This is a genomic window from Nonomuraea sp. NPDC050022, from assembly GCF_044460705.1.
Taxonomy (GTDB): Bacteria; Actinomycetota; Actinomycetes; order Streptosporangiales; family Streptosporangiaceae; genus Nonomuraea.
The window spans coordinates 104,000-130,878 of the sequence record NZ_JBITKE010000011.1 but is presented as its reverse complement, the minus strand read 5'-3'; the positions used below and the strand labels follow the sequence as shown (position 1 = coordinate 130,878).

Here is a 26,879-nt window from a genome sequence, read left to right as displayed (position 1 = left end):
AGGCGATGTACTCTATTCCGGATTTGGGGCGGGCCGTTGCATATGCGCAGCTCGGCGTTTTCGATTCCTCGGGGGATGCCATGGAGAATGACGGGTTGTCTGCTGTCGTGCGGAGTCTTCTCGTGGCGGTGGAGGACCGCCCAGACGATGTGCCTCTCCGTGTTCATGTCGCGGGCCTGCTCGTCGATCAGGGGGATTCGGTGGCCGCGCTGGCGCACTGCTCCGCCGCTCTGGAACGTGATCCCGGCAACGCCGAGGCGCTTGCCGTCCTTTCCCGGGCGACGGATCGTCTGCGTGGCGTGTCGGCCCCAGCGGAGCCCGCGAAAGCGGCAAAGGCCGAATCGGGAAAGACCGAGTTTGACTGGGACGCCGCGGAGGGCGAGGTAGCAGGCATCGTCCAGCCCGCCCTGATCGAGGATCCCGGGGTTCTTCCGGATGGCGAGGCCGAGCGGCCTGACATGACCTTGTCGGACGTCGGTGGGCTGGAAGAGGTGAAACAGCGCCTGGAGGCATCATTCCTCGTTCCCATGCGCAATCCGGAAATGCGTCGCCTTTATGGCCGTAGCCTTCCTGGTGGCCTCCTGCTGTACGGACCTCCGGGATGCGGCAAGACCTTTCTCGCTCGCGCCATCGCCGGGGAACTGGGGGCGCGCTTCTACGCGGTCTCGATCTCCGACATCCTGGACATGTGGATCGGCTCCAGCGAACGCAACCTGCATGAGATGTTCGAGATCGCCCGCCGCAACGCGCCCTGCGTGCTGTTCTTCGATGAGATCGACGCGCTCGGCCAGAAGCGCACGCATCTGCGGACGAGCACCGCGATGCGCGGGACGGTCAATCAGCTGCTGACCGAGATGGACTCGGTGAAGAGCGCCAACGACGGCGTCTTCATGCTGGGCGCGACCAACCATCCGTGGGACGTGGACACCGCGTTGCTGCGGCCGGGACGGTTCGACCGCCTGCTGCTGGTGGCCCCGCCCGACGATTCCGCGCGCGAGGCCATCCTTCGGTATCACCTGCGTGACCGGCCTCTCGAAGGCATCGAGATCGCCACGCTGGTCCGGCGCAGCGGGCATTTCTCCGGCGCCGATCTGGCCCACCTCTGTGACACCGCGGCCGAGCACGCCATGCTGGACTCGGTCCGTACGAAGGAGGTACGGCCGATCCGGATGGCCGACTTCGATCAGGCGTTCGTCGAGGTGAAATCGTCGATCGGGCCGTGGCTGCAGGACGCCCGCAACGTGGTGATGTTCGCCGACTCCGCCGGCAAGTTCGATGATCTCCTCGCCTACCTCAGGCAGCGGGGCATGGCATGAACGATGGTCAGAAGGCGCTTCTGACCGCACGCAACCTCGTACAGCTGGGGAGATGGCGAGACGCGGCGAAGGCTTTGGGTCCCGCGCTGGCCTCGGAGGACACCGCGTACGAAGCTCTCTGCCTGCGCGCCGTCTGCCTGCTGAACGCCCGCTCCGAACTGAACGAGTTCTGGAGTTCAGAAGCCCACGACGCCGTGAAGGCCGCGCTGCGCCTCGACCCACACGAAGCGTGGGCGCATGGCCTGATGGCCTCCATGCTCCTGGACCGTTACCGGAACGCCGCCGCTCTCCGGGAGGCGACGGAGGCGGCACGACTGGATCCGGCGGGCGTATGGACACTCCGTGTGCTTGCGCAGTGTCAGCTGGCGGTCTTCAGGATCGACGACGCGCGGCGCACGGCCGAGGCGGCGGTCGAAGCCGATCCGCAGGATCCGATCGCCTACCTGACGCTCGCCGACGTGGCGCGCGCTGGAAACGACTGGGCCGGGGCCGAACGCGCGTACCGGGAAGGGCTCCGGCTCGATCCGAACGACGAGAGCCTCGCCCTGGGCCTGGCAGACCTGCTGTTCCTGCTCCGTCGTCCGCTCGAGTCGGCGGCGGTTTATCTCGCGGCCGCCCGGATCAATGCGAGGAGCGCCGCGCTCCCCAAAGCGCTCAGCGAGATCTGGTGGTACCTGAGGATCGCCAGGGACAGCTGGCAGCGGAATCCCCGGTCGATGTCCGCTCCGGCGATCGGCGGCATCACCGAACTGATACGACTCGCATGCTCCCCGCCGATCGACGCGGCCGTACGCGAGCTCCTCGCTGTGACGTCCAGGTCTCGGATCACGGTGGAAAAGTTGCTCGAACGGGCCCTCGACGTGTTCGGCTCGGTCGCCGGGCGCCTTGGCGCGGATCTGTACACAGGCCAGCTATCCGGCGAGCTGAAGAAATTCGATTATCCGATGCCGGAGCCGGTCCCGCCTGCCCAGGATCCGGACTGGAGCGTCCTGGACATGGAGGGCGATCCCATCCCTGATGACGTCTCTCGTTTTCGCCTGGCGGTCTCCACGTTGGAGTATGACGCCGAACTCACAGCCGAATACGGCAGCCAGTTCGACGCGGCGGCCGATGGGAGCGCCGGTCTGCGGGTGCGAGACGGTGATGACGCCGACTTTCACGAGATCATGGTGAAGATCCACGCGGAGACGACCAGACTCGCGACCGCCTATCGTGCCTGCGCCGACGCGCTGTCGGACTTCGCCCGCAGCGTGGAGCTGGCCAGGTCACAGGCATCCGGTGCAAGGATCTGGGCGGGGAGCGCGCACAGGGCGCATGATCAGGCCGTCCAGAACTTCCGTTCCCTGGTTCGGGCGCCGGCTCCGCCGGGCGGTGACTGGCGCGCCTTGGACGAGTTCATGGCCGAAGAGCTCATCCGCGATCTGTCCGATCCGCACAGGAAGGAACGATCCCTCGAGATCGCCCGAGAGGCGCGCGAGTGGGAAGAAGAACGCCAGGAGGCCAAACTTTCCGCCCTCAAGGCGCTCAACATCCGCGCTGAGGCCGAAAACCGCTGCGTTGAGGCGATTCGCTCCGTACTGCCGCCTGATGCCGCACAGCTTGCGGCTGTCGATGAGCGAGACGCCCTCCCAGTTCTGCCGCCGATGGTGGAGAGTCTGCCTGATGCCTCGGAGATCGAGCGATTGCTCGCGGGCTTGGACGGAACCTCCTGAGCTCCTTGCGAGCGCTCGTGCCCGATGATCAGGTGTGGCGCGGCACGTTGATCGGTAGCGTGGGAACCAGTTCATCGGACCCGGACAGGACGCGGGTCGAAGGGCGTCGGTCATCTCTTCGAACCAGATCACACCGGTGCTCGTCGCCACATCCGCGTCATCTCTCGGCCCGATGAACTGGTCAGGTCCGGTGCCGGCGCGGGTCGAAGTCCTGTCGGTTATCCACTCATAATGGGGCGGTCGCAGGTTCGAGTCCTGCCCGGGGCTTCGGCTTCGGTAGCTCAGCCGGCAGAGCACCTGAACACCGGTGGGCATCCCCACATCCGTGCCGGTTCCCGACCTGATCGCTCGTCAGTCCTGCCGTTGGCGCGGGTCGAATCTGATCGGCTATCTGGCATAACAGGTTCGAGTCCTGTCGGGTCGCTTGCGACCTGAAGCCGGTTGGAATCTCCACATCCGTGCCTGCGGCAGGACTGACGAGCAAGGGGAGCGGGTCGAACGTCGTCATCCGCTCCCCTTTCGCATATCCACATCCGCTCATGCGGGTCGAACTTGGAGGACGCCATGGCGCGTGATCCCCTTGCCGCTGTCTCGACGGTCGCCACGCCGCAGTCTCAGCCCATCCCAGGCCAGACGCAGGTGAAGAACGCTGCGGGCGGCTACGTCTGGTGCGTGTATGCCCTGACAGATCCGCTGACCGGCGCTGTCTTCTATGTCGGCAAGACCATCCGACTGCGGGTCCGGATCCGGGAACACCTGAACGACCGGACTGACAGCAAGAAGGCCCAGAGGATTCGGGCGCTGCGGCTGGCCGGGCTCGCACCAGCCGTGTCGATTCTCGAAGAGGGTACTGGTGACTGGTGCGAAGCTGAGCGGCGATGGATCGCCGAGCATCGCGCTGCGGGCGTGGTTCTCGCAAACCGGACCGATGGCGGCGAGGGGCTCCACGGGGCATCTGCTGAAACCCGGCTGAAGATCTCCCTCGCCCAACGGGCGCGCTGGGTTGGGGGTCGCCGTGAGCAGTCGCTAGCGATCAGTCGGCATCCTGAGCGGCGGCTGGCGATCTCGGAGGCGCTCAAGGGGCGGAAGAAATCACCGGAGCACGTCGCCAACTTGCCCCAGAATCAACGCGGATATGACTGGGCGCCGGACATCCTGGAGCGACGTCGCGAAGTGCTGCTTGAACGGGCAATGCCGGTCGCGCACTCGATGGAGCGCAGTCCTGCACAGCAAGAGCATCTGAAGCGCGTGCAGGAGGCCAACCGAGGTAGGCCGGGCTGGGCTCGCGGGCGTGTTCTCTCCGAAGCCGAGCGCGCCGTACGAAGCGCCGCCCTGACCGGCAAGCCGAAGACGTCAGAACACAAAGAGCGCATTCGCCAGGCTGCCCTGCGCAGGTGGGCACGAACGCGCGCCGCCGCCAATCAATTGCCACCAGACGGTGCTGAGTAGACGCCCTTGAGCGCCGCCAGCTTTAGAGGGAGGACATATCCATGTCCCGCGATCCACTCGCAACGTACTCTACGATCTCGACTCCGCAGACTCGCCCAATCCCCGGTCGCAATGATCAAATCCAGAACAGCGCTGGTGGTTATGTCGTCAGCAAGGATATCTGGGAGCGTGTTGAAGACTTCATCCTGCTTGGAACATCCGGCGGCACCTACTACGTCGGCGAGGACAAGCTGACTGCGGAGAACGCGGGCGTGCTGTTCCAGGCCATCGCTGAGGACGGACCGCGAGTGGTCGCTCTGCTGACGGAGGTTTCGGCGGCTCGCCCGCCCCGCGCCCCGAAGCAGCGCCCGGCCCTGTTCGCTCTCGCTGCGGCGTACGCGAAGGGCGACGCCGATACCCGCCAGGCCGCGAAGGTGGCGCTGGCGAAGGTGGCGCGTACGACCGACCATCTCGCGCAGTTCTTCGGCTACTACAAGAACCTCGGCGGCAAGGCGACCGGTCGCGGCACCTCGCCTGTGGTGGGCCGGTCGCTGCGGACGGCGCTCGGCTCCTGGTTCCTCACCGGGAGCGCCGACGACGTCGCGTTCAAGGCGTGCAAGGCCGCCCAGCGCCGAACGCCGCAGGGTGAGGCGTTCAGCCTGCGGGACGTGCTGCGGGTGGCCCATCCGGTCGCCGACGACGAGCAGCGCAAGGCGTTGTTCGGGTGGATCGCCGGGAACGTCGCCGACGAGCGGGCTCGCGAAATGCTGCCCGCCGTGGACCGGTTCCTCGCGGCGAAGGCGGTCACGGGCGCCGACGAGGCGATCCGGGTGGTGAACGAGTCGCGGGTGCCGTGGGAGTTCCTGCCGGACGCGATGCTGCGCGAGCCGAAGGTGTGGGAAGCCCTGGTCGACACGGTCGGGATGACCGCGCTCATCCGAAATCTGGCCCGCATGACCCGTCTCGGCACGCTGACGCCGCTCGGTGCGGCCACCCGGCGCGCCGTGGCCCGACTGAGGGACCGGGCGGCGCTGCTGCGTGCCCGCATCCACCCGATGGACGCGTGGCTCGCGATGCGCGTCTACGCCTCCGGCCGGGCCCAGCCCAACCCGCGCGCCGACGTCCAGACGTGGACGCCGGTCCCGGCGATCCTGGACGCGTTGGAGCAGACGTACGAGCTGTCCTTCGGCAACGTCGCACCGACCGGGAAGCGGCTGCTGGTCGCCGTGGACTCGTCCGGGTCGATGAGCTGGAGCAACCGCGTCGCCGTTGGCGGGTCGCCGGTCGGGTCGCCGTACGAGGTCGGGTGCGCGCTGGCCGTCATGCTCGCCCGCATGGAGGAGAACGTGCACGTCATCGACGTGGACACCGCCGTGCACGCCTCCAAGGTGACACCGCGCACCAACCTGCGGGAGCTCGCCTCCTGGGAGCCGTCGGGCGGGGGCACCGACCTGTCGCTGCCGTTCACCTGGGCGGCCAAGGAGCGGATGAACGTGGACGGGATCATCGTCTTCACCGACAACGAGACGTGGGCCGGCCGCTCCCACCCGACGCAGGCGCTCGATGGCTACCGCCGGCAGATCAACCGGGACGCCCGCGTGGTGGTCGTGGCGATGACCGCCGCCGGTTACTCGATCGGCGAGCCCAGGGACGCGGGTGTGCTCAACGTCGCCGGGTTGGACGCGTCCCTGCCGCTGATCGTCAACGGCTTCGTACGCTGACCGGATCCTGAAAGCTTCGCGCCGCTGACCGATCCTGAGAGCGCCGATCAGAATCGCCGCTCAGGCTCGCGGTCGGAGCGGTCGGAGCTGTGGGGGCGGTGGGAGCGGTCGGCAGGCTCGGTGGGTTCGGCGGGCTCGTTTCTGGGCGGCGGGCGGTGCGTGACGTCGGGGTCGGCCGGGAGGCGGACGGTGAACACCGCGCCGGCTCCCAGCCGCCCGTCCGCCGTGATCGTGCCGCCGTGCCCGTCCACCACCTCCCGTACGAGGGCCAGCCCCAGCCCGAATCCCTGGCCGACGAACCGGGTGAACACTCGCTCGGAGTCGGCCGGATCCAGGCCCACCCCGTCGTCCCGCACCGTGAGCTCCACCACCTCCGGGCCGCCGACGACCGTCATCCAGATGTGCCCGCCCGCACTCGTGTGGCCGAGCGCGTTGTCCAGCAGGGCGGAGATCACCCGGCGGAGCGCCGACTGCGCCCCGCGCACGGTGTGGGCGTCGAGGCCCTGGCGGTGTACCTCGATCCTCACGCCGCGCGCCGCCGCGCGGGCCGCCTCGGCCACGGCCAGTTCCTCGGCCAGCGCCGCCAGGTCCACGGCTACGAACGGCCGGCGCAGCTGCCTGAACTGGGCCGACACCAGCAGGTCCTCGACCACCTCGCCCAGCTGGCGGCTGCCGGTGACCAGCTGGTCGGCCTCGTCGATGACCAGGATCGGGTCGGTGCCGCGCCGCAGCTGGCGGGCCACGAGCTGGGCGCGGGTGTGCAGACGGGTCAGCGGGGTGCGTAGCTCGTGGCTGACGTCGGCGGCGAACCTGCGCTGGCGGGCCAGGGCCTCGCCCAGTGGCGCGATCGCCCGGCGGGCGAGGACCTGGCCGATCAGCAGGGCGGCCAGCAGCCCGGCGAGCTCGGCGGCGGCGATCGTGCGCAGCAGGCGTTGCCGTTCGGCGGCCTGGTAGCGAAGGTCGATCGCCGCCTGGGTCGCCACGTCACCGCGCCGCTCAGTGCGTACGAGATAGCTCTGCCCGGCCAGCTCTGCCCGGGTGACCTGCGGTTCGCCGCCGGCGGCGGCCAGATACAGCGCGGTGCGCAGGGGGAGCGCCGCCGGTGCGCCGGGAGAGGCCTGTACGGTGCCGTCGCGCAGTTCGAACAGCCAGACGCAGGGGGGCGGGTGGGCGATGGAGCCGTGTTGCGTCGCGGCGGCCAGGTCACGCCGTGCGGAGGCGCTCTGGTCGCTCACGGTGACGCAGTAGACCATCACCCCGAAGAGCGCGAGCACCACCGAGATCGCGCCCGCCACCTGCACGGTGACCCGCCGGCGGGCCCGGTTCAGCAGGCGTCGCTCCGGATCGTTCAGGGTGTCCCGGCGGCGACCGCGGAGCGGCGGGCGTCGCTCCGGATCGGACACGGTGTCCCGGCGGCGACCCCGGAGGAGCGGGCGTCGCTCCGGATCGGCGGCCGGCTGCTCCCTCACAGCTCACCCAGGCGGTAGCCCACGCCTCGTACGGTGCTGACGATGCCCGCCCCCAGCTTGCCGCGCAGGTAGTAGACGTAGGTGTCCACGATCGCATCGGTGCGGGCGCCGTCGAAGACCCGCTGTCGCAGTGAGGCGCGTGTGTGCACCTGCCGCGGCCGGATCGCCAGCGCGTGCAGCAGCCGCGCCTCTTGGCCGGACAGGGTCACCTGCTCGCCGGTCGGCAGCCGTACGGTGTGGGCCTCCGGATCCAGCCAGCCCGGGCCGACGGGCAGCAGCCCGGCCTGGTCGAGGTTCCTGCGGTGCAGCGCCCGTACCCTGGCCAGCAGCTCGTCGATCTCGAACGGCTTGACCAGGTAGTCCTCGGCGCCCGCGTCGAGCCCGGTGACCCGGTCGGCGACCGTGCCGAAGGCGGACAGGACGAGCACCGGCACGGTGACGGCCTGCCTGCGCAGCCGCCGCAGCAGGTCGATGCCGTCGACCACCGGCAGACCCCGGTCGACGATCATGGCGTCGTAGGCGCGGCTCAGGCCCAGGTGCAGGCCACGCTGCCCCTCCAGGGCCAGGTCGACCGTGTAGCCCTCGTCGGTGAACAGGTTCACCAACATGCCCCCGAGCTCGCGGTCATCCTCCACGAGCAGCAGCCGACGGGCGGGGGAGCCGGCTGTACTCGATGTCCCAGCCACGGATCAACCGTTGCATCACCGCCGCAGAATTACCAGGGTCCCGACAAGTGTTGACATTTCAGGAAATGGTGGGCCGGGCGGCGGCTGTCTGCTCCTCCAGAGGGCGGGGCTGTTCGGGGTCGGTTCTCCTGGCCTGCTCGAGGCGTTCGGGCAGCGCCAGTTTGTAGAGCGGCAGGGCGCCCGCGGTCGTGATGATGGCCACGAGCACCAGCATGGCGAACAGCTCCGGCGTGATCATGCCCTGAGCCAGGCCGATGTTGATGAAGATGAGGATCATCAGCCCTCTGGCGTTCATGAGCGCGCCCACCGCGTACGACTCGCGCCAGTTGAAGCCCATCGCCCTCATCGACAGCGAGCAGCCGAAGTACTTCCCGCTGAAGCCCGCCACCAGGATCAGCGCGAAGGCCAGCAGCATGGCGCCCCCGGCGATGCCGTTGAGATGGGTGTTCAGCCCCGAGAAGGTGAAGAAGACCGGTAGCAGCAGCGTCGAGACGACGTCCATCATGCGGCCGTGCAGCACCTGACGGAACGCCGGATCGCGGGGCATGGTCAGTCCGGCGAGGAAGCCGCCGAAAACCGAGTACACACCGATCCAGTCGGTGAGCCAGCCCGCTGTGAGCGGTACGAGGATGACGACGTACATGGCGCCGGGGCCGAGCCGGCCGGTTCGCGCGAGACCGCGGCCCAGCGGACGCAGCAGCCGGGCGACCACTGTCAGCATCACCAGCGCGAAGATCGTGGCCAGGCCGATGGTGCGCAGGGCGCCGCCGGGGCCCGAGCCGAGGTGGACCGCCGACAGCACCGCGAGGATGCACCACGCCAGGGCGTCGTCGATGGAGGCCGCGATCAGCGTGAGCCGGCCGAGCGGGGAGTTCTCCAGCTTCCGCTCGTACAGGATTCTGGCCAGCATGGGGAAGGCGGTCAGCGACAGCGCGCCCCCGACGAACAGGGCGAACTCCCACCGGCTGACGTCCGGGCGGGAGAGCACGTCCCACAGGAGCAGGCCGGTGCAGGAGCCCAGGAGCAGGGAGGGCAGGATGCCCGAGACGGCCAGGAGCGAGCCCCGGCGGACCTCGCCCGGCGAGCGCGCGCTGTGGTCCAGCCCGGCGCCGACCAGGAACATGTACAGCGTCAGCCCGATGGTGCTGAGCACATACAGGACCGGCCGGACCTCCTTGGGGAACAGGGCGGCCTGGGCCTCCGGGAACAGCCAGCCGAACAGGGTCGGGCCGAGCAGGACGCCGGCCACCATCTCGCCGAGGACCCGCGGCTGCATGACCATCAGCGCCAGCCGGCCGCACACGCCCGCGGTCAGCAGGATGACGACCAGGGCGGGCAGCACCTTGAGGATCAGTTCGAGGTTCGGGTCACCGGCGGCGACCAGGGCCATCGTGGGCATACCATTCCTCCGCTCGTAATCCGGACGATCAGGACAATCAGGACGATCGGTTGGGTGGCGGGTCGGTTGGGGCGGTCAGCGGGTGATCGGCTGGGCGGGACGGTCAGTGGGCGACCGGCTGGCCGTCGTCCGCGAAGTGGCGCTCGCACAGCCGCTGCCTGCGCGCGTCCCAGACCATGTACGTGCCGAGGACGAGCTGGACGAGGCTGCGCCAGACGTCCTCCCAGCGGTCCCTGAACCGCACGAACAGCAGCAGCGGCCGGTGGGCGGCAATCCTGCGGGCGTAGCGCGGGGTGAGCAGGCACGGTCCCCGGTTGGGCAGGGACCGGGTGTGGGAGGCGGTGGAGTCCAGGGCGTACAGGCGCAGGATCTCCTCCGCCGCGACCCGCATGGCGATCGGCGCCAGCCGCCAGGCCGGGCACGGCCGATTGGCGGCGATGCCGAACGGGATGTGGTTGAGCTCACGGACCGCGGTCCGGTGGGGGCGGGGGTGGGCCGGGTCGAAGCGGCTGGGGTCGAAGTGGTCAGGGTCGGTGAAGCCCGCGCGGTGGAACTCCGGGTAGTTGAAGCACAGCACCGAGCCCGCCGGGATCACCGTGCGCTCGTCCAGCGGGATGTCGCCGGTGGTGACGCGATGGGCGATGCCGAAGAGCGGGTAGAGCCGCAGCGTCTCCGCGATCACCTGGTCCAGGTAGCGCGGACCGCCTGTCAACGCCCTGGCCTGTACGTCCGGGTGCTGGGCGAGGACCATCAGCAGGTGGGCCATGGCCTCCGACAGCTGGACCACCGCGGTGTTGAAGAAGGCCCCTTGCAGGTAGAGCGCCTGCTCCCGGGCCGACAACCCGTCGGGGAGCGGCTGGCGCACCAGGGGCAGCCGGTCCATGAGATACCGGGTCAGCCGGTCGCGCCGGTCCATGTGCCGCAGCCCGCAGCACTTGAGCGAGGTGACGACGTCGTTCGCGTTGCCGGCGATCAGGTCGCGGGCCGTGCGCGGGCATGGCCTGCCGAAGACCAGCTCGTACGAGAACTCCGCCCAGAGCGGCATCATCAGGTCGCGCAGCCGGACCAGCCCGCCCGCCTCCCGCAGCGTCCGGGTGACGCAGCGGCGGGTCAGCTCCTCCGCTTCCGTACGCGGGATGGAGAGAAAGCCGCGGGTGGCCCGGGCGACGGCGTCATACCGTTCGCCCGCTTCCAGGTGTTCCTGGTGCATCTCGGGGCCGGGCGCCAGCCAGTACCAGAACAGGTCCGACAGTGCGGCGCCCTTGCTCCGGCCAGCGGCCGCCGGATGGGAGTAGACCTCCTTGAACCGCTCGATCCCCACCAGATCGCCGGGCACCGGAATGCCTTCGTCCCCGTTGACCCGGTTGAAGACCCGTACGCGCAGTGCCACGACCCGGCCCGGCAGCCACCACGGCAGGCTCAGGACCGCGACGACGGCGACCGCCGCGGCCACTGCGGCGAAAGCCCCCGTAAAAGCCCCCGTCAAAACCCCGGTCACCACGGCCGTCGCACCATCCCAGGTTCGAGCTCGTCGATCGACGCGCAGCCGCACAGGGTGAGCGCCCGCTCGACCTCCGTACGCAGCAGGCTGAGCATCCGCCCCGCGCCCCGCTCCCCGTCCGCCGCCAGCCCCCAGATCACCGGGCGGCCCACCGCGACCGCGGCGGCACCCAGCGCCAACGCCTTCAGCACGTCGGTGCCGCGCCGCACACCCCCGTCCAGCAGCACCGGGACGGTTCCGCCGACGGCGGCCACGATGTCCGGCAGCAGGTCGACGGCGGCCGGGACCGTGTCGAGCTGCCGGCCGCCGTGGTTGGAGACCACCAGCGCGGAGACGCCGTGGTCGAGCGCCAGGCGTACGTCGGCGGGATGGGCGACGCCCTTGAGCGCGATCGGCAGCGCGGTCATCTCCCTGAGCCGGTCGAGGTGCGCCCAGGAGATCTCCGGTGACATGACGATCGGCCGCACCCGCGCGCCGTCGCGCAGGTTCTCGCAGCACAGGCCCTCGGGCAGGTCGTGGAAGCCGTTGCGCCGGTCCCGGGGCCGCGCTCCCAGGGTGGGGGAGTCCACCGTGACGACCAGCGCCGTGCAGCCGGCCGCCTCGGCCCGCCGGACGATGGTCTCGGTGAAGGCCAGGTCCGGCTGGATGTAGAGCTGGAACCAGAGCTTGGCCCCCGGCGCCGCCGCGGCCACGTCCTCGACGGCGACCGTGGACGCCATGGAGACGATCATGATCGTCTCGGCGGCGGCGGCGGCCCGCGCCGTGGCCCGCTCGCCCTCGGGGTCGGCCAGCCGGTGGAACGCGGTCGGCGCCACCAGCACGGGCATGGCCGCGCGGCTGCCCAGCAGGGTGACGCCGAGCTGGAGCTTCCCGGCGCCGCGCAGCACCCGGGGCACCAGCGCCAGCCGGTCGAACGCCGCCTCGTTGGCCCGCAGCGTGACCTCGTCACCGGCCCCGCCGGCGAAGTAGTCGTAGTGCGCGGGGTCGAGACGCGCGCGGGCGGCGGCTTCGAACTCACCGAGCGTGTCCATCTCGCCGTTCTCGTACTCACCGAGCGTGTCCATACCGCCGTTCTCGAAATCGCCGGGCGTGTCCATTTCGCCGGCCTCGAACTCGCCCGGCGTCTCCATCACGCCGGCACCGAGGCGGCCTGGCGGGCGAAGAAGGCTCGCAGCGGCGCGACGTGCACCTCCGGGGAGGTCCAGTCGTTCTCCAGGTTCTCGGTGATGTGGTGGACGGCGGCCGGGGCGCCGGGCCGGTGATGCCGGACCACCGGATGCAGGTAGTGGCCCTCGTGGGCGCGGGCGGAGTCGCTCTGCCGGATCCGGCCGACCGCGATGTCGAAGGGGTCGACCTTGTCGTGTTCCGGCCCGTACTCCAGGGTGATCGCGAAGTGGCCGGCGTCGCTGATCGGCGAGCCCTCCAGATCGACCGGTAACTCCTCCAGGTAGCGGGCCCCGCCCCGGCCGTCGGGGACGATGACGTCGGCCAGCAGCCCGAACTGCTGCCACAGCGCCGAGGAGTGGTTGACCCGGTCGAGCACCGCCGCGGCCATGGCCTCCGGCTCTGCCGCGAGGTCGCGGCCGGGCCACGGTACGTCGTGGTACCTGTGCTCCAGGACGCGGTGCAGCGAGCGCGTGCCGTACCTGAAGCCGTGGATGAACCCGCTGGTGCCGCGCTTGAAGTCGCGGGACTGCGTCAGCGTCCCGGCGAAGTAGAGGCCGGGCACACTGACCGACTCGTAGGCGGGGGTGAGCGCCGGGAACCGGTCCTGGATCATCAGCTCCGGACGGCACCCGTCGTCGAAGATCGAGGCGTCGAACCGGAAGCCGGTGCAGACGATCACCCGGTCGTACGGGATGTCCTTGGTGACCTCGTCGGCGCGGGCGAAGCTCACCGCCACCAGGTACGAGCCGTCGGCCTGCTGCTCGATCCGCTTGACGGAGCCGTCCAGCACCGCGTTCTGGGACTTGAGCTGGTAGGTGTCGAGGAAGTTGTTGTTGACCGCGCGCAGATGGCCGACGAAGTGAGTGCGCCACGCCATCCGTACGGAGTTCGGGCCCGCGACGTGGATCACCGCGGCGGTCTCGACCAGGTTGTCCGCCGTCTCGAAGGCCGAGTTGCCCTTGCCGATGACGAGCACCCGCTGGTTCACGTAATCGGCCGGGTCGGTGGCGACCGTGCCGTAGGGCTCGGCGGTCTCGATGCCCGGTATCTCCGGGATGTTGGGCCGGCTGACCCCGGTCGCCACGATCAGGCGCTTCGCCTCGTACGTCCGGCCGTGCTCGTCGGTCACCCGGAAAGGGCCCACAGCGGGTGCGCGGGTGATGTGGACGGCGCGGGCGTCATGGACGATCCGCAGGCCGCACGCGGCGGCGTAGTCGGCGAGGTAGCGGACCATGTCGTCGGCGGCGGGGAAGTAGCGGTCGCTGTAGCGGGTGAACAGCAGGTCCGGGTCGTCCGACAGCAGGGAGTTCCAGTCCATCCGGAGGTTGAGCTCCGGGTCGGAGGTTCCGTTGTACCTCTTGTTGATCGAGATGAGCGTGCGATGGCGCGGGAAGGTGCGGAAGAACGTGCCCGGCGTGGGACCGGCTTCCAGGATCAGGTACGACCGGCCCGCCTTTTCGAGGAAATATCCCAGTTGCAGCCCCGCCGGGCCGGCGCCGATCACCAGGTAGTCGAGGGCGTTGTCCGGCACGTAGGCCTCCGTCACAGCGATGTCATGAAACGAGCGATGTCATGAAACGGACGACCTCAGTGTTGGCGGGCGATTCTCAGAGAATGCTCAGAGCATCCGCCCGCCGGGCCGGTCCAGCAGGGCGCGCTTGTCCGGTTTGCCGCTGGCGGCGACCGGGACGGCCGACACCACCGTGATCGTCCGGGGCACGCTGTCGTCGCCGAGTTCGGCGCGTACCAGGGCGGTCAGCGCGTCGCGGTCCGGGGTCCGCCCGGTGGCGGGCACCACGAAGGCGTGTACGGCCTCGCCGGTCAGCTCGTCCGGCGCCCCGGCCACGTACGCCTCGTCCACGTCGGGATGGGCGGCCAGCACCCGCTCGATCGGACCCGCGTACACCACCATCGCGTTCACCATGATCACATCCCGGGTCCGGCCGACCAGGTACAGGAAGCCGTCCTCGTCCACGTATCCCAGGTCGCGGGTGCGCAGCCGGCCGTCCCGCAGCGTGTCGCGGCTCTCCTCCGGCTGCCCCCAGTAGCCGGACATCAGGTACGGGCTACGTACGTGGATCTCGCCGGTCTCTCCCGCGGCCACCTCCCGGTCCGCCTCGTCCCGGACACTGATCTCGACCCCTGGATGCGGCCGGCCCACCGAGGCCACGTTGCCCCGGGCGATGTCGGCGGGCGTGAGCATCGCGATGTTGCCCGCCTCGGTCTGGCCGTAGCCCTGGTAGACGACCGGGCCGAGCCGTTCCACCGCCGCCGCCAGCCGGGACGGGCTGAGCGGAGACCCGGAGACCATCAGCGCGCGCAGGCTGCCGACGTCGACCTGGTCATCCTTGAGCAGCCGGAGCATCTGGTACAGCCTGGGCACGGTGATGATGGAGCCGGTGATCCGGTGGCGCTCGATCGCGTACGGGAAGACCGGCCGCCCGTCGTCCTCCGGGATCACCGCCGTCCCGCCGCCCAGCAGGCACGGCGCCAGGAACTCCATGACGACCATGCTGGCCAGGGTGCCGAACAGCAGGTAGCGCCCGAACGACTCGGCGAGCGCCACCGCGACCGGGCCCCACACGCGGGGCTGCCACGCCCAGTGCTCGCTCAGCGCGCGGTAGGTGATCGCGCAGCCCTTGGGCCGACCGGTGCTGCCGCTGGTGAAGGTCAGGGCGGCCACGTCGTCCGGACGCGCCGTGACGGCGAGGGGGCGGCCGTCGTCGGCGCGCGCCAGCAACTCCGCCAAGGACAGGACAGGAAGCGGCCCCTCGGGCACCGCGCTCGACCGGTCGGCCGGCACAGGTACCGCGCTGAACCGGTCGAGTGGCCCCTCAGGCATCGCGCTCGACCCGCCGACCAGCGTGGGAAGCGACCCGTCGACCATCAGGACGTCGACCCCCATCCCCAGCACGTGGGCGAGCTGCGCGGCCGGGTAACCGGGCCGGACGCCCACGACGCGGCAGCCCAGCGCGTGCGCGGCCATGTGCGCGGCGAACGCCTCCGGCGAGACGGCGGTCCGGATGGCGACACCCCGGCCGGGCCCGAGCCCGGCATCGGCCAGCGCGCCGGCCAGCCTACGGATCATCTCCAGCAGCTCACCCCGTGAGACGGTCCGGGACCCGTGCTCGAACGCCACGCCGCCGGGCGAGTCCCGCAGCGCGTCGAGAAGGGGATGCGGGAACAGCATGGTCGGCTCCTCACCATTGCGGCGGTCGGCTGCGACATGTATCTGGTCATATAACCGGCTTGTCGTCCACTGCGACGGTAGGCACCGCGGATCAGAGGCCGATCAGAGGCGGGAGGGAGCGCGAGGTGAAGGTGATCGGCGCGGGATTCGGCAGAACGGGGACGAGGTCGCTGAAGGCGGCGCTGGACCGGCTGGGGTACGGCCCCTGCTACCACATGTCCACGGTCATAGCCGAGCCGTACCGGGTCCGCCAGTGGCTCGACGTGGGGGAGGGCCGCGCCCGCGACTGGGACGAGATGTTCACCGGCTTCCAGTCGGCGGTGGACTGGCCCGCCGCCTCCTACTGGCGGGAGCTGGCCGAGCACTATCCCGACGCGAAGATCATCCTCACCGTCCGCGACCCGCGCCGGTGGTACGACAGCGTCAGCCAGACCATCTTCGCCGGCGCCCTGGCCGAACGCCGCCCGATGCCGATCCGCCGCCGCGTCATCCGGTGGCTGGTGGCGCGCCGGGCGCCGGACTTCGCCCTGTACCCGCGCATGGCCAGGGCGACCGTCATGGACCGGGTCTTCGACGGCCGCGTCGACGATCCCGCGTACGCCATGAAGGTCTTCGAACGGCACCTCGCCGAGGTCCAGGCGGCGATCCCGGCCTCGCGGCTGCTGGTCTTCGACGTCCGGGAGGGATGGGAGCCACTGTGCGCCTTCCTCGGGACGCCCGTCCCGGACGAGCCCTTCCCCCAGGCAAACGAACGCGAGGCGTTCCGGCGCAAGCGGACCGGCAGACAACTGCGCCTGATCCTGCGCGGGCGCTGACCGTCCCCGGCACCGGGCAGAATGAGAGGCGTGCCGCGACGTGACTCGAAATCCGCCTCAGCCCCGTGCCCATGCGGGCTGCCGGCGACCTACCGGGAGTGCTGCGGGCGGCTGCACCGCGGCCTCGCCGCCGCGCCCACGGCCGAGGCGCTCATGCGGTCCCGGTTCAGCGCCTTCAGCGTCGGCGACGCCGGATATCTGCTGCGCACCTGGCATCCGGCGGCCCGCCCGGCCCGGCTCGACCTCGACCGGGGGACACGCTGGACCCGGCTGGAGATCCTGGAGACCACCGGGGGCAGCGTCGTCTCCACCGAGGGCACCGTCCGATTCCGGGCCCACTACACCGACAACGGCGAGGCGGGCTCCATGGAAGAGCACAGCCGCTTCGTCCGGCACGAGGGCGCCTGGACCTATGCCGGGGCCGACTGAGGGAGAGCGTTGACCTACGACCTGTTGTCCTGGCTGCGCGCCACGATCGAGGGCGACAACGCGACGGCCGAGGCGGCGACTCCCGGCCCGTGGTCCTACGACCCCACCAGGGAGTGGTACGACGGCGACGACTTCGTCACCATGACCAACGGCCAGGAGTTCGTCGGCTTCGGCGACCCGTCGGCCTTCCGTGGCGCGGTCTGCATCACCGGCGACGCCGGACACACGCCGTCCATGAGGGACGCCGTGCACATCGCCGTCCACGATCCCCGTGACGTCATGGCCCGCTGCGCCGCCGAGCTGCGCCTGATCGCCGCGCACGGACACGGCGCCGGGGACGGAGACGAAGACGGGCGCGCGGACGGAGACGGGCACACAGACGAGGGGCCCTGCGACACACTGCGGCTCCTCGCCTACGGCTACCGCCATCGTCCGGGCTGGCTGCCCGAGTGGGCGCCACGCTGAGTTCGACGACCGGCGTTCGGTGAGCGCGGCAGCGGGTACTGGCCGCCCACTACCAGGAGGGGTTCATGGGATTACGGGCAAGGCTCAACAGCCGGTTCGGGCGTAAGGGGCGGCGGCTGCGGGCCACGGCCCGGCAGACCTTCGACTGGAAGGACCTGCGGCCGGGCCAGCAGGAGGCGATGGAACACCTGCTCGACGGGCGTGACGTGCTGCTGGTCATGCCGACCGGCGCCGGCAAGTCGGCGGTCTACCAGGTGCCCGCGCAGCTGCGCGACGGTCCCACCGTGGTCGTCTCACCGCTCATCGCGCTGCAGCGCGACCAGGTGCTCGGCCTGGAGAAGGCCGACGCGGGCGGGGCCGTCGCGGTCAACTCCACCTCCTCGGTCAAGGCGGGGCTGGAGAAGGTCACGGCGGGGGAGGCGGAGTTCGTGTTCCTGTCGCCCGAGCAGCTGGCCAAGCCCGACGTCGTCGCCCAGCTGGCCAAGGCCAAGCCGTCGCTCATCGCGGTCGATGAGGCCCACTGCGTCTCGTCATGGGGGCATGACTTCCGCCCCGACTACCTGCGGCTGGGCAAGGTCATCGAGCGCCTGGGGCATCCGCCGGTGGTGGCGATGACCGCCACGGCGGCGCCGAACGTCCGGGAGGAGATCGTCCGCTCCCTCGGGCTGAAGGACCCGGTGCAGATCGTCCGCGGGTTCGACCGGCCCAACATCCGGCTGGAGGTACGCCGGTTCGTCGGCGACGACGACAAGAGCCGGGCCCTGGCCGAGCACGCCGCCTCCCTCGACGGGCTCGGCCTGGTCTATGTCGCCACCCGGCGCGAGGCCGAGGAGTACGCGGCGCTGCTGACCGGGATGGGCCGCCACGCGGAGCCGTACCACGCCGGGATGCGGGCGGCCGAGCGGACGCGCGTGCACTCGCTCTTCACGGCCGGCGAGGTGGACACGGTGGTGGCCACCTCGGCGTTCGGGATGGGGATCGACCGGCCCGATGTCCGCTACGTGCTGCACGCGTCCCCGCCCGAGTCGCCCGACGCCTACTACCAGGAGATCGGCCGGGCGGGCCGGGACGGCGGGCCCGCCCGCGCCGTGCTGTTCTACCGGTCGGAGGATCTGGGCCTGCGCCGCTTCTTCGCCAGCGGCCGGGCGGACGCCGAGGCGCTGCTGCGGGTGGCGACCCTGGTGAAGGAGCACGGCGGCACCGTGCCCGTCACCGAGCTGCGCGCCCTGCTGGAGGTGGGCGCCTCCCAGCTGACGAGCCTGGTCAACCTGCTGGAGCAGGCCGAGGCGGTGACCGTCACCGACTCCGGCGACCTGCGCTACGCGCCGGGCGGGCCGCCGCCGGAGAAGGCCGCCGCGCGGGCGGTGGAACTCGACGAGATCCGGCACCGCGTCGACGACTCGCGCATCGACATGATGCGCGGCTACGCGGAGACGACCGGGTGCCGCCGCCGCTTCCTGCTGGAGTACTTCGGCGAGCCGTACGACACGGCCTGCCGGACCTGCGACACCTGCCAGGACGGCCTGGAGCCCATCGCGACCGGCGAGGGACCGTACCCGCTGCACGCCAAGGTCGAGCACCAGGCATGGGGGCGGGGCACGGTCATGCGCCGCGAGCCGGACCGGATCACGGTCCTGTTCGACTCGGTGGGCTACAAGACACTCGCCCTGGCCGCCGTGGAGGGCGTCCTGCGCCGCGCGGACGACGCGTCGTAGGCCAGGGTCACTTCATCCAATCCTCCAGGCCGCTCGCCGACAGGGGCAGCTCGGCCGAGAGCACGTCGATGCCGTCCGCCGTCACCAGCAGGTCGTCCTCGATGCGCGCGCCGATCCCGCGCAGCTCGGGCGGCACGGTCAGGTCGTGGGCGTGGAAGTACAGGCCGGGCTCCACGGTGAACACCATGCCGGGCTCGATGAGCGCCCCCTGGTAGGCCTCGGGCGCGGCCTTGGCGCAGTCGTGCACGTCCAGGCCGAGGTGGTGGCCGATGCCGCAGATCAGGTAGCGGCGGTGGTGCTGGCCGCGCTCCGACAGCGCCTCCTCCACCGAGACCGGCAGCATCCCCCAGTCGTCCAGCCCGCGCGCGATGACCTCCATCGCGGCGTGGTGGAAGTCGGTGAACCGGCGGCCGGGGGCCACCTGCGCCAGCGCCGCCCGGTGCGCCCGCTCCACCAGGTCGTGCACCTGGCGCTGGGCGGGGGAGAAGGTGCCGGAGGCGGGGAAGGTGCGGGTGACGTCCGCGGTGTAGTGGCTGTGTACCTCCACGCCCATGTCGAGCAGCAGCAGCTCCTCCGGCAGCACCGGGCCGTCGCAGCGCACCCAGTGCAGGGTCGGGGCGTGCGGGCCGCTGCCCACGATCGAGGCGTAGCCGGGGCCGTTGCCGTACGCCCTGGCGTACCGGTCGAAGGTGCCCTGCAGCCAGCGCTCACCCGGCCCGGCCACGGCGGTCGGGATCTCGGCGAGCACCGCGGCGAACCCCTCGACCGTCCGGTCCACGGCCTCCCGCAGCTGGCCGATCTCCCAGTCGTCCTTGATCATGCGCAGCTCGGCCAGTACCCGGGCGATTTCGTCGTCGGTGGAGAGCGTGCCGTCGAAGTCGGTCAGCGGCCTGACCGGCACGCCCAGCGCCGCCGACCACTCGGCCAGTCCGGGGGCGGCGCCCACCCACAGCTCCCCGTGGGCGGCGTCGGCGAAGAAGCCCGGCTCGCCGGGATAGGCGGGGACGGGCAGGTAGACGACCGCGTCGCCGTCCCTGACCACCGCCACGGCGTCCTCGGCCACGCAGCCGGTCAGCCAGTAGAAGTCGCTGCCGGGGCGGAAGTCGTAGGAGGTGTCGTTGCTGCGCACCGGCGCCTGGCCCGCCGCCACCACGACGGTCCGGCCGGGGAGCGCGGCGCCGAGCCGGGCCCGATGGGCGGCGGCGGCCTCCGCGGCGCCGGGGACCACGGTCGGGGTGCGGTCGGGGATGTCCCAGCCCTTGCCGATGTAGTCAGTGAACGCGGGAATGTCCAGCAGTTTCGGGGGCCTGCCGTCAGTCACCTGTGATGCCTCCTCCGATGTCACGCACCAGTTCGGTCAGCCGGGCGAAGACGCGCTCCTCGCCCAGGCCGTCGTGCTCGTACTCGTTGGTGACCCACGCTTGGGCGTTGCCGATACGAGCGGCGGTGTCCAGTTGCAGGCCGGAATCTACATACATGTCGTCGTAATACACGGCGGCGGCCAGCGGAACCTCGTTGGCGGCCAGGCGTACCGGGTCATAGAGCGGCGGCCAGTCCGCCCGCTCGGCCAGCAGCTCCACGGCCGCGCGGAACGGGCGCAACACCCGGATCTCCGCGAACATCCAGGGGTACATCATCTCCCCGGTGAACAGCAGCGGCCGGGCCGACTCGGCGAAGGCCGGGTGACGGGCCCGCTCGCGCTCGGCGGCCCAGCCGGTGGCTCCGGGGCCCGAGCCGTAGATGCTCTCCTGGAGCGCGGCGAACAGCGGGTTGTCGCTGTAGGAGGAGCGGGCCAGCACCTGCTGCAGGAAGGTGTCCGTCACGTGCTCGCCGTCGAGCGCCTCGTCGAGCAGCCAGTGCATGCGCTCATAGCCCGGCTTCATGCCGAAGTCGATGCCGAGCGACTGCAGCCGCCGTACCGTGAGCACGTCGCCGTCGGGCAACCGGACGTCCTGCGCGGCCAGCCGGTCGGCCAGGCGGCCGACGGTCTCCACGTGGTGCGGGTAGCGGCGGTAGAACTCGGCGTTCTTGGCCGCGACGCGGGGATAGGTACGCCGGTAGACCTCCGCCGCGTCCGGGTCCAGGCCGGGCAGCCCTCCGGTGACGTAGCAGGCGCGCAGCCCCTGCGGCGCCCGCGACAGGTACGTCAGCGTGAGGAACCCGCCGTAGCTCTGGCCCAGCGTCTCCCAGCGACGGCCGCCGAAGACGGTCGTCCGCAGGTGCTCGGCGTCGGCGACGATCGAGTCGGCGCGGAAGTGGGCGAGATAGTCGGCGGCCTCCCGCGCGCTGCCGAACGCGCTCATCACCCGCCCGTCGATCCGCGAGCTGCGGCCGGTGCCGCGCTGGTCGAGCAGGATCACCCGGTGCGTCTTGAGCGCCTGGCCGAGCCAGCCGTTCGTGCCGATCGGGCGCGGGCCCTTGCCGCCGGGACCGCCCTGAAGGTAGAGCAGGCACGGCAGGTCCTCGGCCGCCCGCACCGGATCGGCCAGCTCCCGGGCGAACACCGTGATCGTGTCCCCGCCGGGCGCGGACCAGTCGAGCGGCACCTCCACCCTGTGGTCGCGCACGCGCATCCCGGGGATGATGTACGTGGTCAACGGGGGCTCCCTTCACGGCGCCTGCGGTCCCATTCGGGGTTGATGCGGGGGATGGCGGCCAGGAGCGTACGGGTGTACGGGTCCCGGGGGTCGCCGAAGACGCTCTCGACCGGCCCCTGCTCGACGATCCTGCCCTTGCTCATGACCGCCACCCGATGGGCGATCTGCCGGACGACGGCCAGATCGTGGGCGATGAAGATGTAGCTGAAGCCGCTCTCGGCCTGCAGCCGCCGCAGCAGCTCGATGACCTGGGCCTGCACGGAGACGTCCAGGGCGGACACCGCCTCGTCGCAGATGACCAGCTTGGGGTGCACGGCCAGCGCGCGGGCGATGCCGATCCGCTGGGCCTGACCGCCGGAGAACTGCGCGGGGTAGCGCTGGGAGTGGTCCGGGTCGAGCCCGACCCGCTCCATCAGCTCCCTGGCGTGCGCCCGCTTCCCGCCCGTCGGGGGGATCCCCTGGTACACCAGTGGCGCCATCAGGATGCGCTCCACCGTGTGGCGGGGGTTGAGCGAGGAGAACGGGTCCTGGAAGACGACCTGCACGTTGGCCCGGTAGCGGGCCAGCGCGGCCCCCTTGGCGACGGTGATGTCCTCGCCCTCGAACTCCAGGGTGCCCGCGCTCGGCTCCGTCAGCCTGGCCACCATGCGGGCGGTCGTCGACTTGCCGCTGCCCGACTCGCCCACCACGGCCAGCGTCTCGCCCGGCCGGACGTCGAAGCTGACGCCGTCGACGGCGACGAACTCGGCCTTGCCGCCCAGCGGCCCGCGGGTGACGAACCGCTTGGTCAGCTCGTTCGCCCTCAGCAGGGGCTCGCTCATGACATCACCTCGTCGATGGGGGAGTCGTCGATGCGCGGAACGCTGTCCAGCAGCATGCGGGTGTAGTCGTGCCGCGGATCGGAGAAGACCTGCTCGGCGGTGTCGTACTCGACCTGCTCGCCCCGGCACATCACCAGGACACGCGTGGCGATCGAGCTGATCACCGCGAGGTCGTGCGTGATGAACACCATCCCGGTGCCGCTCTGCCGCCGCAGGTCGGCGAGCAGGCGCAGAATCTGCGCCTGGACGGTCACGTCGAGCGCGGTGGTCGGCTCGTCGGCGATGAGCAGGGCGGGGGAGCAGACCAGCGCCATCGCGATCATGACGCGCTGCCGCTGCCCGCCGGAGAACTGGTGCGGGTAGTAGTCCACCCGCCGCTCCGGGTCGGGCAGGCCCACCTGCTCCAGCGCCTCGATCGCGACCCTGCGCGCGGCCTTGCGCGAGCGGCCCTTATGGGCCCGGTAGACCTCCTCGATCTGCAGGCCCACGGTGTAGTACGGGTTCAGCGACGACAGCGGATCCTGGAAGACCATCGAGACCTGGTCCCCCCTGATCCGGCGCATGTCCTTGTCGCTGCGGCCGAGCAGTTCGGTGCCGTCCAGCCGGATGCTGCCCCGGGTCACCGCCCCCCGGGGCAGCAGCCCCATGATCGCGAGGCTGGTCATGGACTTGCCCGAACCGGACTCACCGACGATGCCGACCGTCTCGTCGCTCCCGACGGTGAAGCAGACGTCCTTGACGACGTCCACCGGCCCCCGCGTGGTGGGGAAGGTGACGGTGAGGTCCTCCACGACAAGCAGGTCACTCATTTCGCGGTGATCCTCACTCTCGGGTCCAGCGTGGTGTAGACGAGATCGACCACCAGGTTGCCCACCACCACGAAGAACGCGGCGAGCAGCGTCACCGCCATGATCACCGGCTGGTCGTTCTTGGCGATCGAGTCGGCGGCCATCTTGCCGACCCCGTTGAGGCCGAAGACCGTCTCGGTGATGAGCGCGCCGCCCAGCAGGGCCGCGAAGTCCATCCCGAAGATGGTGGCGATCGGGGTGAGCGCGGGCCGCAGCGCGTGCCGCCGCATGGTGAGCATGGGCGGCAGGCCCTTGGCCCGCGCCGTGCGCATGAAGTTCTCCGCCAGCGTGTCGATCACGTTGGCCCTGGTCAGCCGCGCGTAGAGGCAGGCGTAGCCGGTGGCCAGCACGACCCAGGGCATCAGGTACGACTGGAACCACAGCACCGGTCCGTCGGAGAAGGAGACCGCCGACGGGAAGGGCAGGATCTGCAGCCACACCACCAGCACGTACTGCAGCGCCAGCGCCAGCACGTAGTTGGGGATGCTCGACCCGCCGAGGGCCAGCCCCATCGCGGTACGGTCCCACCAGGTGCCCTCCTTCACCGCGCTGAGCAGCCCGGCCAGGATGCCGATCAGCAGCCAGAGCACCGCGGCGCCGATCGCGACGGTGGCGCTGACCGGCAGCCGGTCCACGACCATCTCCCAGACCGACTGATTGGTCTGGAAGCTGTAGCCCAGGCACGGGGCCGCGCAGTGGATCAGGTTGGCCCCCGAGCCGTAGTCCCGGCCGACGAAGATGGCCGTCAGGAACGTCCAGAACTGGGTGAAGTACGGCTGGTCGAGCCCGAGCACCCCGCGAATCTGGTCGATCCGCTCGGGCGTGCACGTCTTCCCGCAGATCATCAGCGCCGGATCCGGCGACAGGGTGAAGAAGATGATGAAGGTGAACAGGCAGACCAGGAACAGGATCACCACGATGCCGGCGAACCGCCCGGCGACATAACGCGCCATCAGGAGGCCTCCCCGGCGTCGAAGGCGGCACGCAGGCGGTCCCCGAGCACGGTCAGGGACAGCACGGTGCAGAACAGGAAGGCGCCGGGCACCGCGAAGTACATCGGGTCCACGGCGTACCAGCCCACCGAGCTGAAGATCATCTGCCCCCAGGACGGTGTCGGCGGGGTCACGCCGACGCCCAGGAACGACAGCCCCGCCTCGGTGCCGACGTAGCCGGGCACGGCCAGCGTGGTCATCACGATCAGCGAGCTGCGCAGGTTCGGCAGGATCTCCCTGAACACCAGGACGCCCGTCGAGGCGCCCGACACCCGGGCGGCCTCGACGAACTCCCTGTTCACCAGCGTCAGCGTCTGGCCGCGCACCACACGGGCGAGATACGGCCAGCCGAAGACGCTGATCACCACCACCAGCAGCACCGACCGGTTGCCCGCCGGCAGCGAGGACAGGATCGCGATCATGAAGATGAGGGCGGGGAAGGCCATCAGGAAGTCCATGATCCGGGAGATCACCTGGTCGACCCAGCCCTGGTAGAAGCCGGCCAGCATGCCGAGCACCACCCCGAGCAGGGTGGTGAGCGCGGTGGCCGCGGCCGCGATCAGCAGCGAGACGCGCGCGCCGTACGCGATGCGCGCCAGGATGTCGCGGCCGTTCTGCGGCTCCACACCGAGCAGGTGGTCGGCGCTGATCCCGCCCAGCGAGCCGCGCGGCAGCCCGCCGAGGTCGGTGTCGATGGCCGCGCTGTCGAAGTCGTTCGGCCCGTGACCGGTGATCGCGGAGATCAGCGGCGCGCAGATCGCCATCAGCAGGATCAGCATGAGGAAGGCCGTGCTGAGCACGGCCGCCCAGTCGTGCAGCAGCGCGCCGGCGACCCGCCGGGCCGAGGTGGCGGGCGCCACGGGGGCGCCCGCCGGTGGGAGGACAGTGGTGGTGGTCATCTTCGGCTACTTGCCCGGCTTGGCCAGCCCGACGGATACCAGGTCGATGCCCCCGGAGAAGGCGTAGGACTGGTACGCGCCGGCGATGTTGGCGCCAGAGACGATGACGTACTTCTCATAGGCCAGCGGCACGATCGGCGCCAGCTTCATGATCTCCTTGTCCAGCTCGCCGTAGGCGGCGTTCGCGGCCGTGACGTCGGTCATCGCGGCGATCTCGTCGATGCGCTTGTTGATCGCCTTGTCGTTGATCTGGGCGATGTTCTGGTTGCCCTTGGCGGTGATGTTGCGGCCGTCGAACAGCGGCGGCAGGAACGTCGCGCCGGACGCCCAGTCGGGGCACCAGCCGGTGATGGCGGCGTCGTGCTGCTGCGCGGGTGTGCCGATCACCTCGTAGAACGTGGAGGTGTCGATGTTGTTGATCTTGACGTCGATCTTCACCGCCTTGAGCGCCTCCTGGATGGCCACGGCGACCGCCGCCATCTTCGGGTCCGGCCGGGTGTCGAGGGTGAGGCTGAAGCCGTCGGCCAGGCCCGCCTCGGCGAGCAGCTTGCGGGCCGCCTCGGGGTCGGTGGGATAGGGGTCGTAGTCGACCCGGCCGGCGACCGTCGGCGGCTGGATGGAGGTGCCCTTGGCCGCCAGGCTCGACCCGCCCATCCCGGCCACCACCGTGTCCTTGTTGATGGCGTAGTTGATCGCCTGGCGCACCCGCACGTCGTCGAGTGGCTTCTTGGTGGTGTTCAGGCCCATGTAGGTGGTGCAGCCGTTGAGCCCGCTCAGCGAGCGCGCCTTGAGCTGCGGAGTCTGGACCCGTGCCACGGTCGCCGCCTGGATCGTGCTCCCGACGGCGTCGGTGTCGGTGCCCTGACCGGCCAGCATGCGCTCGTCGATGGTGGCCGCGTCCAGCCCGAACGTCCACTCCCAGGCGTCCGGCTTGGCCGACCTGACGCTGTCGGTCTCGGCCTTCCACTGCGGGTTGCGCACCAGCTTGAGCGAGGAACCGCGGTTGTAACTGGCCACCTTGTACGGCCCCGACGCGATCGGCTTGGTGTCGAACGCGGCCGCGGCGCCGGTGCCCTTGGGGAAGGGGATGAAGTTGGCCATGGCCAGGGCGCTGGGGAAGTCGGCGAAGGGCTTCTTGAGGTGGAAGACGATGGTCTTGGCGTCAGGGGTCTCGATCGTGTCGAGGTCGCCGGAGACGTACGGGCCCTTGTAGTCCTTGGGCGCGTCGAGGAGCAGCTTGGCGTACGGCGAGCCGATCCCGGCCTCGGGGTCGAAGCCGCGTGTGACGCCGAACTTCACCGCCTCGCTGTTGATCGGCGTGCCGTCCTCGAAGAACAGGTTGTCCTTGAGGGTGAAGGTCCAGGTCTTTGCGCCGTCGGAGGGCTTGCCCGTGTCGGTGGCGAGGTCGGGCACGATCTTCGTGCTCTCCGCGCCGGGGGCCGCGCCGAAGGTGGTCAGGTTCCGGTAGATGAGCCGGTAGAAGTTGTTGACGCCGCCGTCCCAGCCGCGGGCGGGATCCAGGTGGGAGAAGTCCGCCTTTAGTAGGAAATGAACGGTGCCACCGGTGGCGGGCTTCGCGGACGAGCCGGACGAGCCGGATCCGGTGGAGTTGGAGGGGGCGGCGCCGCCCCCACAGGCCGCGAGCGCCAGCATGGCGCTCACCGCGACGCCCGAAAGCGCAGCCGATCTCCTCATGTCGCCTTCTTTCT

General features: G+C 70.4%; 22 protein-coding genes. 8 read left to right on the top strand and 14 right to left on the bottom strand.

Annotated features, from left to right (window positions below; translation table 11 throughout):
* Nucleotides 1–5 precede the first annotated feature (5 nt).
* The 4 genes from ACIBO2_RS41165 to ACIBO2_RS41150 all read left to right on the top strand — a co-directional run bounded on the left by ACIBO2_RS41165 (nt 6) and on the right by ACIBO2_RS41150 (nt 6,177).
* The gene (locus tag ACIBO2_RS41165) at nt 6–1,316 is read left to right on the top strand and encodes an AAA family ATPase (protein WP_397303899.1); all 1,311 of its coding nucleotides are present in this window, start codon (nt 6–8) and stop codon (nt 1,314–1,316) included.
* Nucleotides 1,313–3,028, top strand: coding sequence for a tetratricopeptide repeat protein (locus tag ACIBO2_RS41160; protein WP_397303897.1), 1,716 nt, complete (start codon nt 1,313–1,315; stop codon nt 3,026–3,028). The genes ACIBO2_RS41165 and ACIBO2_RS41160 overlap by 4 nt, the downstream gene beginning before the upstream one ends.
* Nucleotides 3,029–3,592: 564 nt before the next feature.
* Nucleotides 3,593–4,477 carry a GIY-YIG nuclease family protein gene (locus ACIBO2_RS41155; protein WP_358546031.1) on the top strand — a complete coding sequence of 295 codons (885 nt, stop codon included), beginning with the start codon at nt 3,593–3,595 and terminating at the stop codon, nt 4,475–4,477.
* A gap of 251 nt (nt 4,478–4,728) precedes the next feature.
* Nucleotides 4,729–6,177, top strand: coding sequence for a TROVE domain-containing protein (locus tag ACIBO2_RS41150; RefSeq protein WP_397303896.1), 1,449 nt, complete (start codon nt 4,729–4,731; stop codon nt 6,175–6,177).
* A 47-nt stretch (nt 6,178–6,224) separates the two neighbouring features.
* Here ACIBO2_RS41150 and ACIBO2_RS41145 read toward each other — a convergent pair whose 3' ends face one another.
* From ACIBO2_RS41145 to ACIBO2_RS41115, 7 genes are all read right to left on the bottom strand, one after another.
* Nucleotides 6,225–7,646, bottom strand: a complete 1,422-nt coding sequence (locus ACIBO2_RS41145) for a sensor histidine kinase (RefSeq protein ID WP_397303894.1) — start codon at nt 7,644–7,646, stop codon at nt 6,225–6,227.
* Nucleotides 7,643–8,332: a response regulator transcription factor gene (locus ACIBO2_RS41140; protein ID WP_397303892.1), complete on the bottom strand. Its 690-nt coding sequence runs from the start codon at nt 8,330–8,332 to the stop codon at nt 7,643–7,645. The genes ACIBO2_RS41145 and ACIBO2_RS41140 overlap by 4 nt, the downstream gene beginning before the upstream one ends.
* A gap of 58 nt (nt 8,333–8,390) precedes the next feature.
* A complete protein-coding gene (locus ACIBO2_RS41135) occupies nt 8,391–9,731 on the bottom strand; it encodes a cation:proton antiporter (RefSeq protein WP_358546021.1) in 1,341 nt (446 codons plus the stop codon).
* 103 nt (nt 9,732–9,834) lie between these two features.
* A complete protein-coding gene (locus ACIBO2_RS41130) occupies nt 9,835–11,232 on the bottom strand; it encodes a cytochrome P450 (protein ID WP_397303890.1) in 1,398 nt (465 codons plus the stop codon).
* On the bottom strand, nt 11,226–12,362 hold the full coding sequence (locus ACIBO2_RS41125) for an alpha-hydroxy acid oxidase (protein WP_397304026.1): 1,137 nt from the start codon (nt 12,360–12,362) through the stop codon (nt 11,226–11,228). The genes ACIBO2_RS41130 and ACIBO2_RS41125 overlap by 7 nt, the downstream gene beginning before the upstream one ends.
* Nucleotides 12,362–13,945, bottom strand: a complete 1,584-nt coding sequence (locus ACIBO2_RS41120) for an NAD(P)-binding domain-containing protein (RefSeq protein WP_397303888.1) — start codon at nt 13,943–13,945, stop codon at nt 12,362–12,364. The genes ACIBO2_RS41125 and ACIBO2_RS41120 overlap by 1 nt, the downstream gene beginning before the upstream one ends.
* Before the next feature lie 72 nt (nt 13,946–14,017).
* Entirely contained in the window at nt 14,018–15,589 is a 1,572-nt protein-coding gene (locus ACIBO2_RS41115; RefSeq protein ID WP_358546016.1) for a fatty acid--CoA ligase family protein, read from the bottom strand.
* Between the two features lie 125 nt (nt 15,590–15,714).
* Between ACIBO2_RS41115 and ACIBO2_RS41110 the strand changes: the two genes are divergently transcribed.
* The 4 genes from ACIBO2_RS41110 to ACIBO2_RS41095 all read left to right on the top strand — a co-directional run bounded on the left by ACIBO2_RS41110 (nt 15,715) and on the right by ACIBO2_RS41095 (nt 19,013).
* Nucleotides 15,715–16,404: a sulfotransferase family protein gene (locus ACIBO2_RS41110; RefSeq protein WP_397303886.1), complete on the top strand. Its 690-nt coding sequence runs from the start codon at nt 15,715–15,717 to the stop codon at nt 16,402–16,404.
* A gap of 21 nt (nt 16,405–16,425) precedes the next feature.
* On the top strand, nt 16,426–16,833 hold the full coding sequence (locus ACIBO2_RS41105) for a YchJ family protein (RefSeq protein WP_397303884.1): 408 nt from the start codon (nt 16,426–16,428) through the stop codon (nt 16,831–16,833).
* 9 nt (nt 16,834–16,842) lie between these two features.
* The gene (locus ACIBO2_RS41100; RefSeq protein WP_358546008.1) at nt 16,843–17,298 is read left to right on the top strand and encodes a DUF6221 family protein; all 456 of its coding nucleotides are present in this window, start codon (nt 16,843–16,845) and stop codon (nt 17,296–17,298) included.
* Nucleotides 17,299–17,363: 65 nt separating this feature from the next.
* Nucleotides 17,364–19,013 (top strand): RecQ family ATP-dependent DNA helicase, encoded by a 1,650-nt coding sequence (locus tag ACIBO2_RS41095; RefSeq protein WP_358546006.1) that lies wholly within the window; start codon nt 17,364–17,366, stop codon nt 19,011–19,013.
* 7 nt (nt 19,014–19,020) lie between these two features.
* Here the strand turns inward: ACIBO2_RS41095 and ACIBO2_RS41090 are convergent, their stop codons facing one another.
* The 7 genes from ACIBO2_RS41090 to ACIBO2_RS41060 are packed head-to-tail and all read right to left on the bottom strand — an operon-like array spanning nt 19,021 to nt 26,865.
* Complete coding sequence (locus tag ACIBO2_RS41090) at nt 19,021–20,334, bottom strand: aminopeptidase P family protein (protein WP_397303882.1); 1,314 nt, start codon at nt 20,332–20,334, stop codon at nt 19,021–19,023.
* A complete protein-coding gene (locus ACIBO2_RS41085; protein WP_397303880.1) occupies nt 20,327–21,610 on the bottom strand; it encodes an alpha/beta fold hydrolase in 1,284 nt (427 codons plus the stop codon). The genes ACIBO2_RS41090 and ACIBO2_RS41085 overlap by 8 nt, the downstream gene beginning before the upstream one ends.
* Nucleotides 21,607–22,431: an ATP-binding cassette domain-containing protein gene (locus ACIBO2_RS41080; protein WP_358545998.1), complete on the bottom strand. Its 825-nt coding sequence runs from the start codon at nt 22,429–22,431 to the stop codon at nt 21,607–21,609. The genes ACIBO2_RS41085 and ACIBO2_RS41080 overlap by 4 nt, the downstream gene beginning before the upstream one ends.
* Nucleotides 22,428–23,240 (bottom strand): ABC transporter ATP-binding protein, encoded by an 813-nt coding sequence (locus ACIBO2_RS41075; protein WP_358545996.1) that lies wholly within the window; start codon nt 23,238–23,240, stop codon nt 22,428–22,430. Before ACIBO2_RS41075 ends, ACIBO2_RS41080 begins: the two co-directional genes overlap by 4 nt.
* Nucleotides 23,237–24,232 carry an ABC transporter permease gene (locus ACIBO2_RS41070; protein WP_358545994.1) on the bottom strand — a complete coding sequence of 332 codons (996 nt, stop codon included), beginning with the start codon at nt 24,230–24,232 and terminating at the stop codon, nt 23,237–23,239. The genes ACIBO2_RS41075 and ACIBO2_RS41070 overlap by 4 nt, the downstream gene beginning before the upstream one ends.
* Nucleotides 24,232–25,170, bottom strand: coding sequence for an ABC transporter permease (locus tag ACIBO2_RS41065; RefSeq protein ID WP_397303878.1), 939 nt, complete (start codon nt 25,168–25,170; stop codon nt 24,232–24,234). Before ACIBO2_RS41065 ends, ACIBO2_RS41070 begins: the two co-directional genes overlap by 1 nt.
* Before the next feature lie 6 nt (nt 25,171–25,176).
* Entirely contained in the window at nt 25,177–26,865 is a 1,689-nt protein-coding gene (locus ACIBO2_RS41060) for an ABC transporter substrate-binding protein (protein WP_397303876.1), read from the bottom strand.
* Between the last annotated feature and the right edge of the window lie 14 nt (nt 26,866–26,879).

What these genes read in the sequence shown, in the direction of transcription:
- ACIBO2_RS41165 (WP_397303899.1), top strand. Translation starts at nt 6, where the DNA reads ATGTACTCTATTCCGGATTTGGGGCGGGCCGTTGCATATGCGCAGCTC.
- ACIBO2_RS41160 (WP_397303897.1), top strand. Translation starts at nt 1,313, where the DNA reads ATGAACGATGGTCAGAAGGCGCTTCTGACCGCACGCAACCTCGTACAG.
- ACIBO2_RS41155 (WP_358546031.1), top strand. Translation starts at nt 3,593, where the DNA reads ATGGCGCGTGATCCCCTTGCCGCTGTCTCGACGGTCGCCACGCCGCAG.
- ACIBO2_RS41135 (WP_358546021.1), bottom strand. Translation starts at nt 9,731, where the DNA reads ATGCCCACGATGGCCCTGGTCGCCGCCGGTGACCCGAACCTCGAACTG.
- ACIBO2_RS41125 (WP_397304026.1), bottom strand. Translation starts at nt 12,362, where the DNA reads ATGGAGACGCCGGGCGAGTTCGAGGCCGGCGAAATGGACACGCCCGGC.
- ACIBO2_RS41115 (WP_358546016.1), bottom strand. Translation starts at nt 15,589, where the DNA reads ATGCTGTTCCCGCATCCCCTTCTCGACGCGCTGCGGGACTCGCCCGGC.
- ACIBO2_RS41105 (WP_397303884.1), top strand. Translation starts at nt 16,426, where the DNA reads ATGAGAGGCGTGCCGCGACGTGACTCGAAATCCGCCTCAGCCCCGTGC.
- ACIBO2_RS41095 (WP_358546006.1), top strand. Translation starts at nt 17,364, where the DNA reads ATGGGATTACGGGCAAGGCTCAACAGCCGGTTCGGGCGTAAGGGGCGG.
- ACIBO2_RS41080 (WP_358545998.1), bottom strand. Translation starts at nt 22,431, where the DNA reads ATGAGCGAGCCCCTGCTGAGGGCGAACGAGCTGACCAAGCGGTTCGTC.
- ACIBO2_RS41075 (WP_358545996.1), bottom strand. Translation starts at nt 23,240, where the DNA reads ATGAGTGACCTGCTTGTCGTGGAGGACCTCACCGTCACCTTCCCCACC.
- ACIBO2_RS41070 (WP_358545994.1), bottom strand. Translation starts at nt 24,232, where the DNA reads ATGGCGCGTTATGTCGCCGGGCGGTTCGCCGGCATCGTGGTGATCCTG.
- ACIBO2_RS41065 (WP_397303878.1), bottom strand. Translation starts at nt 25,170, where the DNA reads ATGACCACCACCACTGTCCTCCCACCGGCGGGCGCCCCCGTGGCGCCC.
- ACIBO2_RS41060 (WP_397303876.1), bottom strand. Translation starts at nt 26,865, where the DNA reads ATGAGGAGATCGGCTGCGCTTTCGGGCGTCGCGGTGAGCGCCATGCTG.